This window comes from Pedobacter sp. KBW01, assembly GCF_003852395.1.
In the GTDB taxonomy this organism is placed as follows: Bacteria; Bacteroidota; Bacteroidia; order Sphingobacteriales; family Sphingobacteriaceae; genus Pedobacter.
This window is the reverse complement of sequence record NZ_QAJQ01000009.1, coordinates 139,962-156,411: the sequence shown is the minus strand read 5'-3', so window position 1 is coordinate 156,411 and position 16,450 is coordinate 139,962. Positions and strand designations below refer to the sequence as shown.

Genomic DNA, 16,450 nt, shown 5'->3' with positions numbered 1-16,450 from the left:
TTACCGACCGAAACAGGTAACCTGAAGTTGGCAGGTGCGGACACCAGCCAGTAGAAAAAAGAATAATTTAACGTTTCTACCGCCTATTTCTGCTTAACTTTTCTTTTCAAAATATTCGCTAGGCATACAGCCATAATACTGCTTAAATGCAGTAGAGAAATAAGATGGCGAATTAAAACCGCACATATAGGTAATTTGTGCAATGGTGTATCGTTTGCTTTGCATCAGTTCGACTGCTTTATTAAACCTGATCCTTTTAATAAAATCGGTTGCCGACTCGCCTGTTATAGCCTTAAACTTCAAATAAAGGTTTGAACGGCTCATGCCTATCTCCCGGCTAAATTTATCTACAGAAAAGTCAGAATCGGCCAGGTATTTTTCTACGATCTCAATTGCTTCTTTTAAAAATTCTTCGTCGAGCGCGTTAAAGGCTAAATTTTGCGGCACAACCTCTCTGCTTCCGCTGTAATATTCTTTTAAACGTTTGCGCGATTTTAACAGACTGGCTATTTTAGCGCCCAGCATATCTATAGAAAAAGGCTTGGTAATGTAATCGTCGGCACCCATCTCCAGGCCTTTAATTTGCTGGCTAACTTCTGTTTTGGCGGTGAGCAGCACAACCGGAATATGCGAAGTATTAATATTCTGCTTCAATCTTTTACAAAAGTGCAATCCATCCAATTCAGGCATCATCACATCACTCACTACCAAATCGAATTGTTCTTTCTCTAAAATATCGAGCGCCATCTTACCATCAAAAGCAGTGGTAATTTCATAACTTTCTTTAAAATAATCCTGCAGGTAGTCTAAAATCTCCTTGTTATCATCAACTAAGAGCAACCTGCTTCTTTGCCCTTCGTTTTCTACTGGGCCGGTTGTTAGCGTTTGCTCGGCGTAAATCTTGTTATTTTCGGCAAGGGCTTCTTCATCTGTTACAATCGATAGTTCGTAACGGGTAGTTTCGGTCCTTACATCATCATTATAAACGGTATCATCCATTGGAATGGCAATGGTAAAGCAACTTCCATTACCAAGCTCACTTTCGGCTTTAATAGTCCCGTGGTGAAGCTCTACCAGGCGTTTGGTAAAAGCCAGGCCAACACCCGAGCCTAAATTCATCTCCTGATTGTTAACCTGATAAAAACGATCGAAAACCTTTGCAATCTCATTGGCGGCAATACCCACACCCGTATCGGTTACGGTAATAATGGCAAAGTTGTTTTGCGTAGCCAATTCGACATTGATTTTGTTATGCGCCCGCGTATATTTAAATGCGTTGGATAAGAGATTGAACAATATTTTCTCCATGGCATCATTATCGAAATAGAAAGATAATTTAGCCTCAGTTGAGTGGTAAGTATATTGTATCTGATTTTTTTCTGAGAGTGGCTTAAACGACTCGTAAATCTCATGTATAAAGCTCACAATATCGCTTTTGCCCACTTTGAGTTTCCGCGTACCTGTTTCTGTTTTTCTAAATTCGAATAACTGATCAACCAGGTTATACAAGCGTTTAGCATTGATCAGCATCATTTCATGCCGTTTTGTTACCAGCTTATCGTCAGAAGGTTTTTTAATCAGCTCCTCTAAAGGTGCCAGAATCAGGGTAAGCGGGGTTCTTAATTCGTGAGAAACATTGGTAAAGAAATCCATTTTCACCTGATTGATGTAACGAACCCGTTCTTTATCAACCCGCTCCAGTTTAAGCTGCTGTAAAGCCTTAATCCTTTCAGAAATAATGCGGTACGCAATATAACTACCCGTAGCTGCAATAGCTAACAAGAGCAAATAAAACCAGGTAGCATTGTACCATGGCGGAGAAATTATAATTTTTAACGATCGAACGGCACTGTTTTCGCCGTTAGGGCCTACTGCTTTAATTAAAAAATTATAGCTGCCTGCCCTCAGGTTGTTATAGGTTATTTTTAAGTCTTCGGTACTTTGCCAGTCTTTATCCAAACCATCTAATTTATACAGGTATCTGGTCCTGTTGGCCGAAATGTAATTGAAGGTATTGAAATGGATGGTAAATTGTTTATACTCGGCTGCAAATTTAAGTCTGGTACTCTGATCGATATGGTTTTCGAGTATTTTGGTATCATCGCCACTGGTTACGTTCTTATTAAAAACAGCTAAGCCCGTAAAAGTTAGTTTTAAGGGTAACTGCTGCTGCTTAATGCCCGATGGATAGAAATAAGAAAGCCCTTTAATGCCACCAAACAACAGCATACCATCGCTGGCTTTGCAAAAAGCATAATCGTTAAACTGATTGTTCTGTAAGCCGTCGCTTTCATCAAAAGCCTGTGCTGTTTTGGTATCTGGATTGTAGCGAATGAGCCCCCTATTGGTAGAAATCCACAAATTGCCTTCGTTATCGGGCTGCAAACCATAAATGGTGCCTTTTACAAAATCTTTGCGGTCTTTATAGGTTACAAATGTTTGCTGGGCCTCCTGGTACAAAATTAGTCCTTCGCGCGAGCCAATCCACACCCTACCCTGCTTATCTTCTGTAATGCAACTAATTACTTCTTCGTGCAACAGCCTGGCCAGCTCATTATCAAACAGCATGTTATCGGGATAGAAAAGTGTAATACCATTGGTAGTACCAATCCAGATCCGGTGTTTACTGTCTTCAAAAAGATAAGTAATATCATCAGATGCCGGCCGTTTGCCCGCCCTGTCTAAATGAATGTGCGTAAAAGTCTGACTTTGGGGATTAAACTGATCCAGGCCCGAGCGTGTTCCGATCCAGATTCGGCTTTTATAATCTTTCAAAATACCATATACCAGATCGCCGGCTATACTATTCGGATCGTGCTCGTTATGGCGATACCTTTTTACGTTACTCGTTGCAGGGTTTAAGATGTTAAAACCACCATTGTGCATGCCTATCAGCAGATTTTGGTTATCATCAAAAGCAATGGCTTTAATGTTGTTCGAACTTAAGCTATTGGCATTGTTTTCATTGCTGGTAAAATAGCTGATGGTATTGGCTGCCCTGTTCCAGTAATTTAGCCCCTTATCATTGGTTCCGATCCAAAAATTACCGCTCGCATCTTCCTTAATTACACTAATTACCTCATCATTTAAAGATAACCGACCTGTATTTTGACTTAACAGGTTAAATTTGATATCGTTTATATGATAATAGCTAACCCCACCATAAAAAGTACCTAACCAAATGCCATTTTGCCGGTCTTTAAAAAAACAACGCACCGAATTCTGACTGATGGTGTATGGCTGGGAAATTTGATGAAAATAATTTTCTAAAGTATTAGTATTGGGGTTCAGAATGGATAAGCCTTTAAAAGTACCCAGCCAGAAGTTACCTGCATCATCTTTCCCTACGCACCTTACGTTGTTATCGACAATGCTATTTTTGGCCGACTGGTGGTTAAAAAAGGTAAGCTTACCATTTGGGGTTTCGTATTTAATGAGTCCGTTCCCTTCTGTAGCTGCCCATAAATTACTGCCATCTATATTTACATCGTTTATAGCAGGCTTATCTATACCTAAATTTAGCTTTTTAAGGCGACGGCCTTGTCCGTTAAATTCAAAAAGGCCAACATCGGTACCTATTAACATATTTTTGTTCCAGGCACTGATGTAGGTGATTTTTTTTATGCCATGCTCTACGGCATCAAAATTAACCTGCTTAAACTGCGACGCACCGGTGCTAAGCCTAAACACACTGCCTGTTATGGTGGTTGCCCAGATACTGTGTGCGGCATCTTCTGTTATTGATGAGATATACCACTCGCCCAGGCTGCCCGGAAGTTTATAATTTACAAAATCATCGGAAGCATAGTTATAACGGCTAACACCCTGGTTGCCGCCAATCCACATTACCCCTTTATGATCGACAAACAGGCATCGGATATAGTGCGATTGCAGTCCGTTCTTATCCCCATCAACCGGGCGGTAAACTTTAAAACCTTTACTATCGTAGCGGTTTAAGCCATCTTGCGTGGCCATCCAGATAAAACCCAGGCTATCTTGTTTGATGGAAAAAACAGTACTTTGCGATAAACCTTTTTCTACAGAAATATTCCTAAAATATTTGTTACCCTCCTGCGCGTTTACCAGTTGAACCAGCAACAGTAAACTACAAAAAAGCGTAACCAAACGTTTATTTAATATTTTCATTTTTTTCTGGTTTATATCCCAACACCTGCTTCTCAAAACCGTTAAATGGTTGTTAAAGATTAAAATTACACATTTTAACCTTTCTATTTTTTATAATCAAATCGCGCCACATCGGGCAGGCTATCGGTTACTTCTGTTTTGTTCAGCTTTGTTCCGTTGTTTTCTAACAACATGGAGCTTTTTTTGCGATCGTGCTGATAGGTTTTACCCAAAAACTGCACAGGCAAATTGCCATAGCTAAACATAGATTTAGCCTGTTCGTTAACAATTTGCAAGGCCGCTTCTTTGCTGCCATCTAACTGGGCTTTAATATTCCAGCTTCCCACCTGCAAATCATACAATCCGTTGGTGGCAGATAGGTTCCTGATTACTTCAGTTTTACCATCCTTTATTTGAATAACGGTTAAATACCTGAACTTTTGAGCTGGGGCCGAGGTAATTGCTGCATGCCATTGGTTGGTGTATTCCCGCAATTTATCTCCATCGGTTAACTTCATCCAGTTTACAGCAGGTTCGGCAAACTGATCTGTAACGGTCATTTGTAAGGGAGCTGCAGCAAAAACAGCCGCAGTTACTTTCCCCAAATCCGTTTTTACTTCAAAATCCTGCCGGTTACTTTTATCGGTTTTATTACCTGCAATCCGGTAAAAAGGGGTATGAAACTGGGTAGTCCATTTTACCGGCTTTTTAGCTTCGAGTTCATCGTACAGCACAATATAACCGCCTTCTAATTGCAGCATGTGCCTGCGGTAAAGTGTAACGCCGGGATCGCCAAAGCCATTTGCCAAATCGGCCCTGGTTTTAATCTGATCGAAACGGTTTAGCCAGAAAGTACTTTCGATATTGCCATAAGCATTACTGGCATCGCCCAGGGCATATTGTATTTTTAAACCACTCATAGAGCGGGGTATCCAGCCATATCCTTCTTCGCCTATTTTCTGACTCAGGCTATCGGCCAGTATGGTGCAAAACGCACGGGTGTTGCGGTAATCCAATAAATTGTGCCTATCGCTAAAATTACTGTAATACCCACTGGCGCCAAAAAGGGTTTTACCTTTGTAATTAATGGTAAAGGCATTTTGCCCGGCGTGCCCATGGCCCGATGAGCCAAAAGGATTACTGATGAGATAACTGCAAATATTTTCGCCTGCTTTAGCCAGGTTGTCGGTCATGGCAGCCAATCCAATATCGGCAAAGGTTTTAGTGCGGGGCAGCTTTTCGGGCGATTCAGCTTTTAGATTACGTTTGGGATTATAATTAAGCAAGCGGAAAAACAGATAATCGTCGGTGCCTTTAAAAAAGTCGGGATGATCTGCCTTTATTTGTTGTACGTACCAGTTGAGATAAGGATTGTTTATTTTATAGGTTAGCGCATCGGCAAACAAGGCATAACCCGCATTTATTCCACCGCGTAAGTTTTCCCACTGATCGCCATAAGCGGTTGAGGTACCGGCAGGTGGGTAACTATACAACAAATACCAGGGCAGGTTCTGCATCCATGGCAGCTTAAAATAATCGACACCAGAAAAATCGCTAAACAACTGCGACAGGTAAATGGTAGAGCGGAAGTTTACTACAAAATAGCCGTTACCTTCGTGCCAGCCACCATCGGTAGTACCCAAAACAGGAAACCTTGCGCTCCAAACCTCGTATATGTAAGTAAGCCATTCTTTGGCTGCAGGTTCATCGCCCATTAAAGCTACAGTGGCTATGGCCAGCTGGCGTAGGGTAATTTGCCACACATGGTTATCGCTTACATGCAATTCGAAACGGTTTGGCAGGTGATCGTAAATTTTCCTTGCCCTTTGTGTCATCACCTTTCTAAAAAGTGCTTTTTCTTCTGCATTGATATCGTTGTAGCCTAAATCGTAAAACCAGCCCAATGCCTCAAGTACTGCGCCGTTATTAAAATCGCTGCTGGTGGCCAGGTTCTTTTCCGGATCCATTTTAACCAAATTAACAGCCCTTCGTTTTGCATCATCTATAAAACGCTTATCGTGGGTTAAATAGTAAGCTATACAAAGATTACGCACAGGGTTACCCACCATATCGCCAAAGCCATGGTACATCCTATCAATCAAGCCTTCCAGTTCTTTACCCTTTTTCCCGGTAGTATCTATATCGCGGATTGGTTTTTCTTCGGGTAGCGGCGCTTTCATGAGTTTTTCTGCGAACGAGATAAAACTCCTGGCTTCTGTATTATTCAGGTTGTTTTGGTAAAAGTCGTTTTTTATCTGATGTAGATTCCAGAGGTGTGGATGAGCACCTTCGTTGCGTTTCAGCACTTCACTTACCTGTGGCGAAACTTTATCGCCTGCATATTTGGCATCGACCACAAAATCGTATACAGGGCTCCAGCTCCATTGGCTGGTACCTTTTAATGCGTAACCATATTTCCAAAACCATTTGCCCGGCTGCAAAGCCTGATGGAGTGGATACACTGCCCAGGCTTGTACACCACTCTTTATGGTGTTTTTTGTAAATGCTTTATCCATGGCCAGCACTACCTGGTAGCGCACATTGCCAATATTCACATCTTCGGGTACCTCGCTGCCGCTTTCCATCGGCAAAACATTGGTTTTGCCATTGCTTGCAGGCCACATTAGTGCGGGCGCATTGGTGGGCACGGTAATGCCGTTTGCAGGATAAGGCCATTCGCGCACACGGGCATGGAGCCTATCGGCATTAAGGGTTATTACAGCAGGGTATTGTGCATACACACCTAAGGTGAGCACACAAAATGTTAACATCAAAAAATATTTCATGGTTGTGATTCTTGAAAAATAAAAATTATAGCGCTACCGTAAATTTATCTCCATTGTTTTTGCACCAGCGTTTCAGGTAGTTGCGCATGGCGATGAGCTGCTTTCTATAAGTTTTATCTACGGCCAGGTTTTTGATCTCGCCCGGATCATTGGTTAAATTAAATAACTGCTCCTTAATCTCTCCTTTATTGTAAACAATGTATTTGAAATCTTTAGTAATTACCGCCCGGCCATTAATGCCAAGTAGTTGCTCATTATCTGCAAAATCGGTTTCGATAACAAGTGTATCGCGCAGGTTTTGCCCCGGATTGGTTAACCGTTTGCTAATATCAACACCTTTTAAATAAGCTGGTTTTTGTACACCGGTTAAGCCGCAAATGGTAGGAATAATATCTGTTCCGTTGCAAACCAACATCTCATCGGTTCTCGGTTTCAACGAGCCATCCATTTTGGCGACAATGAAAGGCACCTTAGCCGCCTCTTCGTACAAAATCTGTTTTTGGTTCCAGCTGTGGCCCGCATAACCATCGCCATGGTCGGCAGTAAAAATAATGATGGTATTTTTTTCTACGCCATATTTTTCGAGCGAGTAAAGTACCTGTTCGATATACTGGTCTACTTTTTCTACCAAACGATTATAGGCCCAGCGGTATTGCCGCCATTTTTCGGGTGTATAATTTACCGATGGATAGGTACGTAAACCAACTGTTTTTTGCTGATCGCGTACAATTTGAGGCTCGCTGGCCGGAATTTGCCAGTTGGCCGGCAGTGCGGGGCATTGATCGGGCGGTGGTGCATTTTCCAGTACATCCATTTTCAAATCTTCATCGCGCGCCCACTCGCAAATATCGTGCGGGTTAAGGAACGAGGCCACCAGCAAGAATGGTTTTGCTTTGTTTTCTTTTATAAAACGTGCGCAAAATGAAGGTGTTGCACCATCATTATAGTCTAAAAAACTGGTGTTTTCGATATAGGTAAAGCCATGCTGACTTACTTTTTTTGTGGGTACCGGTAAATGCCATTTGCCTACGTAACCTGTTTGATAACCTCCTTGTTGAAATATTTTACCCATCATGAGCAAGCTATCAGACCATTGCCCGTCTTTTTCGGGTGCATTACCAACAAAGCCGGTTTCGAAAGGCATTTTACCACTAAAAATGGCCGTACGCGATGGTGTACATAAAGGCTGTGCACAATAAGCTTTGGTAAACCGCACACCATTTTTGGCCAGCTTATCCATAGCCGGGGTATTCAGGTCCTTGTTACCGGCAATACTCATGGCTTCGGCCGTTTGCTGGTCGGTCATGATAATGAGGATATTGGGCCGCGATTGCTGTTGCGCAGAAACCGTATGCAGGCAAATAAAAAAGCTTAGGTAAACGAGGATGAATTTCATAGTATGAATATACCTAACCTAATGAAGCGAACTATCTCATAACATCACGGGCGATATCAATCTTTCACTTTAGAGATAGCTGCTTCACTTTGATTAACTAAATTTTAATATTTAGGATTATTCCTGGTAATGCCACTGTTTACATCTCTTTCATTTTGTGGAATAGGATATAATTCGTGCTTGCCCGAAACAAAATTATTGGCTGCATTATATGGATAAGCTGTATTGATAATTTTTAACGCAGCCTGGGTTGCCTTAATCTTATCGCCTAACAAGTTCCATCTGATTAAATCGGCTTTCCTGGTGCCTTCAAAACACAACTCCCAGGCACGTTCATCTTGTATAGCCTGAAAGAAAGCAGTTTGACTTAAAGCAGGGGGCAAATCAACACCGGTAGCACCTGTCATTAAAGTAACAGTAGCTACTGCGCCACTACCTGTGCTGGTTCCGGTATTGGTAATGGTAATTGAGGGTGCAGTAGTATAAGCAAAACCATTATTCAGCATAGTAATGGCGGTTATTTTGCCAGCACTAATGGTAGCCACCGCAGATGCATCGGTACCGCCCCCGCCTGTAAATTTAATTACCGGAATAGTAGTATAACCGGTACCACCATTGGTAAGCGCAACGGTAACCCTGCTACCACCAAGCGCCTGTCCGTAAGCACGGCGGCGTACAGTGTTAATGGCATCGTAAGCCAAAGTATTAGGGCCTCCGTTTAATTCATTTTCAACCTCTGCCCGCATTAGCAGTACATCCGAATAACGCATTAATACAGTATTAATGTTCGTATTTACCCTTTCTAAATTAGAGTTGTTCTGGTATTCCCTGCTCCATTTGGCTGGTGCCCAAATCCGGTTGTTGGTAAGCAGGCTAAGCCGGTTACCGCTGGCATCAATACTGTATTTCGCAATCGAAAAATCCCTTCTTAAATCGCCATCTTTAAAAGTATCGTAAAAAGTTTTGGTTACAAAGCAACGGTTTTGCGTATTACCATAAGGAGAAGTGGCATTGCTGGCGGTTTGTGGTGCATTAAATGTTCCATAACTGGATTGATTGGTTGTGGCCAGTGTGGGGGTATAAACACCTGCTTCGAAAAGACTTTCTTTTGGCTCAAACTTTTGTATGCTTTGATTTTTAAAAACCATCGAATAATCGGGGTTAAGGGCGTACAAGCCCGAACCCACTACATCGTTAATTTGTGTTTGCGCCAGTTTGTAATAATCTTTATAGTCTGCAGGTCGTTGCATGGTTCCATCTGCCCTTAACGAAAAGCCTCCGGCAGCTAAGGCAACCCTGGCCAGCATGGCTTTGGCACCATATTTATTTATACGTTCATCGGTTGGCAGTGCAGCAGGCAGCAAATCGGCTCCTTCCTGCATGTCTTTAATAATCTGCGTATAAATTTGATAACGATCGGTTAATGGCAGTTTTAAATCATCGCCAGTTTCCGAATTTTTAAGTTTAAAAGGCACATCGCCCCATAACCTCACCAATTCAGCATAGTAGAAACCACGTAAAAATTTAGCTTCGCCCAGCATCCTGTTCAGCGCTGTTTTTTGTTCGCTGCTGCCATTATTGTACAAATTCATTTTCGGAATACGGTCTATTACCATGTTTGCCCTGTCTATACCATTGTAATAGGCACTCCAGGTTTCGTACAAGAACGGGGTTTCAGGAATTCCTAAATAGTGCGGAATAATTCTCCAGTCGGGCGTAACACCATCACTAATAAACTGGATGTCTGAATCATTATCATATATAAGCGGTACATACCAGGCATAAGTAGACGGGTATTTCATAATTTCGTAAACCCCGGTAGTAGCGAGTTGGGCCTCATCTACAGTACTAAAAAAATTGGCTGTAGTAAAATAAGAGTATGGAGTGGCCTCTGTAGCTTTTTTACACGAGGTAAACGACACGGCCAATAACGCTGTTGCTAAGGCACATGTTTTTATTTTTGATGTTAAAATTTTCATAACGGAATACAGTTTTGGTTATAGAGAGAGATTAATTCCCGCTACAAATGATCGCGGTCTTGGGTAGGCACTAAAATCTACACCCGGTGTAATCGCATTATCGATAACACTAACCTCCGGATCGTAGCCCGAGTAATTGGTAAATACGTGAAGGTTATAAGCGGTAACATATATCCTGGCGTTGGCTATTTTAACCTTTTCAAGCCATCTTTTCGGGAAAGTATAACCCAGATTTACATTGCTGATTCTCAAAAAAGAACCATCTTCAATTACATTGTCGTACATGCGGCCGCTGGTATTGCCCAATATAGATGCTACCGAGTTTCTACTCTGATTAAGTGCCGTTAGTTCGGCCGGATCGGTAACCACCTGCCCTGCTGCATTAATGGTTCTCCATCTATCAGCCTGGAAAGCCAGGTTATTACTAAAGTCGCTGGCAATGGCTAAGTTATTTTTAACATTGGCGTTAAAAATTTTATTGCCTTGTGTAAAGTTCAGGAATATGCTCAAATCAAAACCCTTGTAAGCAAAGGTATTGTTAATACCGCCCGAAAATTTAGGATTGGCACTACCAATAATGGTACGGTCGGCATCGGTAATTTTGCCGTCGCCGTTAAGGTCTTTAAATTTAATATAGCCCGGCTGTACGGCAATGGCATCTTGTACAACGCCTTGCTTTAAGCTATAGGTTTTGGCAGTGGCATCATAATTAAAATCGCTAACCTGGTAAAGCCCATCCTGCTGATAACCAAACATGGTACCTACCGGCTGGCCAACCTGTAAAATGTAATCCTGATAGCTATTGTTGTAACTGCTGGTCATTAATGAATTTTCGCCATCACTCAATTTCAATACTTTAGTTTTATTGAATGTAATATTGAAATTGGTACTCCAGTTAAAGTCACTTTTTTTAATGTTTACCGTATTTAAAGTAAACTCGATCCCCTTGCTTGATGTAGAGCCAATATTTTGAAACTGACGGGTAAAACCAGCACTTGCCGGAATCCGGGTGTTGTACAACAGGTCTTTAGAACGGTTATCAAACCAATCAACCGTTAAGGCAATGCGTTGTTTCAATAAACCGATATCCAAACCAATGTTGGTTGCTTTAACGGCTTCCCATTTAAGAAAAGGGTTAGCTAAACTATTTTGAAACACAGTTGGTAAAATACTGGTATTCGAAGCGTATTGGCCTGAAGTAAAAATACCCAATGCGGCATAATTGGCAATCCTGTTATTACCAGAGGTACCATAACTGGCCCTTAATTTCAAATCAGATAAAAAGTTTAACGATTTCATGAAGTTTTCTTCGGTTACTTTCCAGGCAAAAGACCCTGAAGGGAAATAACCCCATCTGTTTTCCTCTCCAAACTTAGAAGAACCATCAGCCCTTAATGTTCCGGCAAAAATATACCTGCCCTTGTAGCTGTAATTGGCGCGTGTAAAGAACGACAACAGCTTATCTTCTTCGGCAAAAGAAGAAGGGAAACCTGCAACGGTACCCAAACCCAGATTATTCCAGCCGCTATTTACATTCGGAAAATTAGTAGCATTTGCATTTACGCTTTCCGAATAGTTATAAATATACTCCTGACCTATAGTAATATCGAACTTATGGTCTTTACCATAAACATCGCTATAAGTAAGGGTATTATTATAGTTAAACCGGTTATTAAACGTAGTAATTATGCCTCCCGAAGCTCCTTTATTCCGGATTGCGGTAATCGATTCCGAATCGTTAAAAGTTTTATCAACCCTAGAGGTATTGGTAAAACCTACCAATCCGTTATAGGTAAATTTATTGCTAATGGCATACCTGGCTGTAGCGTTAGCATTTAACGAACGGATACGTTGATCTCGCAAACGGGTATTTATGGTTACAATAGGGCTTTGAAAAGCAGGGTTTCCTGCATCATCCAATGGATCTAAAACATCGTCAATCAGGCCTACATCCGAAACATTTGGTAAATTTACCGGACGGTATTGCAGTAAAGTTTGTAACATGCTCAGGCGTGCATTGCCACCTTCCTGTGTACCACCTGAACCATATATTTTCTGATTAGAATAATTAACAATCCCGTTCAGCTTTATTTTTTTACTCGGATTATTGGTTACCGCTAGCTTAGCGATATCGCGGTTGGCACCACTTTTAAGCATCAAACCATCGTTAATATTCCGCGAATAAAATAAATTATACTTGGTATCGCCACTCCCGCCGTTTATACCAATTTTATGATACTGGCTTGAGGCTGTTCCACCAAATATTTCATCCTGCCAGTTAATCCCTTCTCTATTGCCATAAGTGGTGGCGAGCGATTCGAAAGTACCAAAACTGGTTAAAAACTTTTGTGCCCTGGTTGCATCTCGTGTAGAGTTTTCGTAGGTATACAGCATATATTCATACGGACTCAATACAGGTAAAAACTTAGGCGCTTTTTGCACTCCTACATAACCATCGTAACTGATGGTGGTTTTTCCTCCTTTCGATTGTTTTGTGGTAATTAGAATTACACCATTAGCTCCCCTGGCGCCGTAAACAGCTGTTGATGCAGCATCTTTCATCACATCAACCGACTCAATATCGGTTGGATCTAAAAACGCCAAACCATCGGTTTGAGGCACACCATCTACCACATACAGCGGTTCGTTGCTCTGTGTAATTGACGAACCTCCACGTATTTTAATCTGCGGTGTTGAACCCGGATCGCCACTTGGCATGGTTACCTGTACGCCTGCCATACGGCCTTGTAAGGCCTGGGCAACATTAGCTACCGGTGTCTTTGCAATTTCGCTCCCTTTTAAAGATGCAATGGCTCCTGTTAAATCTTTACGTTGTACGGTTTGCCCATAACCAATTACCACTACATCATTCAGGTTGTTGGCATCGTCCTGTAATTTTACATCAATTGTAGTACGGCCGTTTATTTTCTGTTCTACTGTTTTCGTACCTAAATAACTAAAAACCAATACAGCATCGGTTTTCACATTAATTTGATAAGTTCCGAAATTAGAAGAAACCGTAATGTTTTTAGTCCCTTTTTCGGTTATGGTAGCCCCGGGAATTGGCTGGTTGGATCCATCTCTTACCACTCCTTTTACGGTAATTACATTTTGTGCATGTAATCCCTTAAAAAAGCAGAGTAAGCCTATTAATATTATAATCCTTTTCATTTTTGGTTTTGGTTAGTTGGAAATAAAGTGCAAGCGTAAGTTAGTTTAGATTATAGTTTTGGTAATTCCTTTGTATTTAAAAAATTGCCATCGCCGCATCTTATCTGCTAAGAAAATTAAGGCGATATTTTCAGTTTTTTCATGATCTCCTGCCATTGTTTGGTTAGTTATTTTAATTTGTTGGTTATCGCTTAAACCTTTGTTAAACACTTACAATTGTGTTTACTCATTTTTTCCTTTCAGGTAGTTATTAGAAACCTGCCTGGTTTAAGTTTTTACCTATCTGGTTAAATCGACGGAAACGAATTTAGCAATCGATATAAAAACCGGGTTTCGAATTTGTTTAAAATACTATCAAATTTGACTAATACCCGCAAAAATGCACATATTAAGCCCTTTTTATATTAAAAACAGAAAATAGCGAAGCACTTTTTATTAAAATAAGTGGACGTATAAATACTACAAAATAATAAATATTGGAATTTTTGACCGGGATATTGAACCGCCTTTAATGTGCATTACAAACTCAGGGTTCAATAATCCTCGTTACAAACGAGAACTATCCAGATATTTTCGTTGCTCATGATCAACTTATCTAAGTTCAGTGACAAAATTTTCAGGTTTAAGAAATTTCTATTTGATCAGATAATTAAAGTATGTCTATTTGAACAATATTTAAACATCAAAATCTCATGGACAATAACCCGTTTCTAAGAACATTAAGTAATCTATTTAGTGAAAGTACCCTCCGTTGCGGGCTATACACACTGGCCTTTCTATTCTGCTTTTATTTTCTTAGAAAGTATATGTTACGGGTAAATATGAATAGGTGGCTTAATTCTGTTCTAACTGCTTGGCTTGCTGTGTTGGTCATAATCATTACAGTGCAATCTGCACAGAATCTCGCAAGTTTTATCAGGCGTATAAGATTTGATGATTCAGCAAATTTTCACATTAAAATTGGTGATATAAGGTTTATAATATTAGCTCCAATAGTACTTGCATTACTATTCGTTCTTTATCTCTGGGCAAGTAGCTATTGGAAACGATCAGTGAAGGATATTGTAAAAATTATGATTATTGAAGGCGCTTTTGCCTTTATCCTCAGTATGGGAACTATGGTAATCACTCAAGTATTTATTTTGGGCTTCAATAATATACTTGTATCGCTATCCATCTGGATTCCCGGACCAACTGGTTGTGCGCTGGCTTTCGCTTTTTATAATTATTACATTTATAACAACAGGCTTAAATTCCGTGAAAAGGAATTACAGATTGTCCGCTTGCAACAGCAGCTTTCGCAATCGCAGTTAGATGCTCTATCATCAAAAATAAACCCTCATTTTTTGTACAACGCTTTAAATTCTATTGCCGGCTTAGCCACATCCGACGGTTTAAAGACGAGAAGCATGGCTATTGCACTTTCCAAATTTTTTAGGTATAATGTTAACAAAGAAGAGAGTAACTATGTAAGTGTAAGCGAAGAAATGGAAATGGTATTAACTTACTTAGAGATTGAAAAAATAAGGTTTGATGAGCGTTTGAATTACAGTTATAATATACCCAATGAACTGGAAGACGAGCTGATTCCCCGACATATTTTGCAGCCATTGGTCGAAAATGCGGTAAAACATGGTGGCCAGACAGATAATTTAGAAATAAATATCGTAATGAAAAAGGATGAAAAAAATATCGTACTACAGGTTGCCGATAACGGTAAACCATTCGATCAGGATTTTAGCCCGGGCTATGGCATAAAATCATTGTACGATAAACTCGATCTTTTAACTTCAGGGCAATATGAGATTGCTTTTGAAAATCATCCCAAACAGGTAAATATTACTATCGGTGAACACAAAAAAATATAATGAGTAAAAGATTCAAAACCATCATTGTAGATGATGAATACCCGGCCAGGCTAATGATGAAAGAATTGATTAGTAAGCATTTGGATCTGATTGAGGTTATTGGCGAAGCAGAAAATGGTAAATCGGCAATTAAACTGATCAATAGTTTAAAACCTGACCTCATATTCTTAGATATTCAGATGCCTGACATGGAGGCATTTACTATGCTCCTTAAGCTTAATCATAAACCTATGGTAGTTTTTACAACCGCTTATGAGCAATATGCTATAAAAGCCTTTGAGGAGCATGCCGTTGATTATCTTTTAAAACCCATTGAAGATGCCAGATTTGACAAATGTATTGTAAAGCTCAGGCACTTTGTAAATGCTACACCGCAGGTTATTGATTTTAATAGTTTGAAGCAGTTTTTTGATCATTTGCAACCTAAAAAAATGATTACAGCAATACCGATTAAAATAAAAGATAAAATTATTCTGGTACGCTTAAGTAAAATATCATACTTACTGGCCGAACAGGGCTATGTTATGATTTATACAGATAATGGAGAGAAATTTTTAACAGAACTTACACTATCTGAACTAGAAGATAAACTTCCCTCCAACTTTTTAAGGGTACAACGTTCTTATATTATCAATACAGAAAAAATACTCGAAATTAACCGGTATTTCAATAACCGGCTAATTATTTTAATGAATGATAGCAACGATACAAAAATCATTTCCGGCACTACTTACATTAACCAAATTAGACTGGCACTTGATTTATAATCCAGAGCGGATTATCATTTTAAGCAGTGGAAATAAAACCGGTGTGTATAGTGTTTTTGACTGGGATATTGAATCGCATTTATTGTGCATTACAAATGTACGATGCGATAGTCCTCGTTAAAAACGAGGACTATTGGGAGTTAAACTTTAACCACATCGTCTATAAAATCTTCGAAAGTAATGTTGTAGTGCAGTATCAATGCAGGAAACTTGGTGTACCTATATCGTTTTCCCATTTAATATAGGCTGGCCTGCTAACGAATAATATTTCTGCAATCTCTTGTTGTGTAAGTCCAGATTTCTGTCTGAATTGTTTTAAAGTTTTCCCTAACCTTTTATTCATACTAATACATGATTA

8 protein-coding genes are annotated in these 16,450 nt (G+C 40.1%); 2 read left to right on the top strand and 6 right to left on the bottom strand.

What is annotated here, in order from left to right; all coding sequences use genetic code 11:
• Positions 1-93 precede the first annotated feature (93 nt).
• The 5 genes from DBR40_RS10450 to DBR40_RS10430 form a co-directional block, all read right to left on the bottom strand.
• Entirely contained in the window at positions 94-4,146 is a 4,053-nt protein-coding gene (locus tag DBR40_RS10450; protein WP_124559693.1) for a hybrid sensor histidine kinase/response regulator transcription factor, read from the bottom strand.
• Between the two features lie 83 nt (positions 4,147-4,229).
• Positions 4,230-6,911, bottom strand: a complete 2,682-nt coding sequence (locus DBR40_RS10445; protein WP_124559692.1) for a DUF4962 domain-containing protein — start codon at positions 6,909-6,911, stop codon at positions 4,230-4,232.
• A gap of 25 nt (positions 6,912-6,936) precedes the next feature.
• Positions 6,937-8,307, bottom strand: coding sequence for a sulfatase (locus DBR40_RS10440; RefSeq protein ID WP_124559691.1), 1,371 nt, complete (start codon positions 8,305-8,307; stop codon positions 6,937-6,939).
• A gap of 104 nt (positions 8,308-8,411) precedes the next feature.
• Positions 8,412-10,286 carry a RagB/SusD family nutrient uptake outer membrane protein gene (locus DBR40_RS10435; protein ID WP_124559690.1) on the bottom strand — a complete coding sequence of 625 codons (1,875 nt, stop codon included), beginning with the start codon at positions 10,284-10,286 and terminating at the stop codon, positions 8,412-8,414.
• 18 nt (positions 10,287-10,304) lie between these two features.
• The gene (locus DBR40_RS10430; protein ID WP_124559689.1) at positions 10,305-13,457 is read right to left on the bottom strand and encodes a SusC/RagA family TonB-linked outer membrane protein; all 3,153 of its coding nucleotides are present in this window, start codon (positions 13,455-13,457) and stop codon (positions 10,305-10,307) included.
• 1,073 nt (positions 13,458-14,530) lie between these two features.
• Between DBR40_RS10430 and DBR40_RS10425 the strand changes: the two genes are divergently transcribed.
• Both DBR40_RS10425 and DBR40_RS10420 read left to right on the top strand, forming a co-directional pair.
• Positions 14,531-15,325 (top strand): sensor histidine kinase, encoded by a 795-nt coding sequence (locus tag DBR40_RS10425; protein WP_158674024.1) that lies wholly within the window; start codon positions 14,531-14,533, stop codon positions 15,323-15,325.
• Positions 15,325-16,092 carry a LytR/AlgR family response regulator transcription factor gene (locus tag DBR40_RS10420; protein WP_124559687.1) on the top strand — a complete coding sequence of 256 codons (768 nt, stop codon included), beginning with the start codon at positions 15,325-15,327 and terminating at the stop codon, positions 16,090-16,092. The genes DBR40_RS10425 and DBR40_RS10420 overlap by 1 nt, the downstream gene beginning before the upstream one ends.
• A gap of 196 nt (positions 16,093-16,288) precedes the next feature.
• Here DBR40_RS10420 and DBR40_RS27265 read toward each other — a convergent pair whose 3' ends face one another.
• Positions 16,289-16,435: a helix-turn-helix transcriptional regulator gene (locus DBR40_RS27265; protein ID WP_124559686.1), complete on the bottom strand. Its 147-nt coding sequence runs from the start codon at positions 16,433-16,435 to the stop codon at positions 16,289-16,291.
• Between the last annotated feature and the right edge of the window lie 15 nt (positions 16,436-16,450).

What these genes read in the sequence shown, in the direction of transcription:
- DBR40_RS10430 (WP_124559689.1), bottom strand. Translation starts at nt 13,457, where the DNA reads ATGAAAAGGATTATAATATTAATAGGCTTACTCTGCTTTTTTAAGGGA.
- DBR40_RS27265 (WP_124559686.1), bottom strand. Translation starts at nt 16,435, where the DNA reads ATGAATAAAAGGTTAGGGAAAACTTTAAAACAATTCAGACAGAAATCT.
- DBR40_RS10420 (WP_124559687.1), top strand. Translation starts at nt 15,325, where the DNA reads ATGAGTAAAAGATTCAAAACCATCATTGTAGATGATGAATACCCGGCC.
- DBR40_RS10450 (WP_124559693.1), bottom strand. Translation starts at nt 4,146, where the DNA reads ATGAAAATATTAAATAAACGTTTGGTTACGCTTTTTTGTAGTTTACTG.
- DBR40_RS10440 (WP_124559691.1), bottom strand. Translation starts at nt 8,307, where the DNA reads ATGAAATTCATCCTCGTTTACCTAAGCTTTTTTATTTGCCTGCATACG.
- DBR40_RS10425 (WP_158674024.1), top strand. Translation starts at nt 14,531, where the DNA reads ATGATTATTGAAGGCGCTTTTGCCTTTATCCTCAGTATGGGAACTATG.
- DBR40_RS10435 (WP_124559690.1), bottom strand. Translation starts at nt 10,286, where the DNA reads ATGAAAATTTTAACATCAAAAATAAAAACATGTGCCTTAGCAACAGCG.
- DBR40_RS10445 (WP_124559692.1), bottom strand. Translation starts at nt 6,911, where the DNA reads ATGAAATATTTTTTGATGTTAACATTTTGTGTGCTCACCTTAGGTGTG.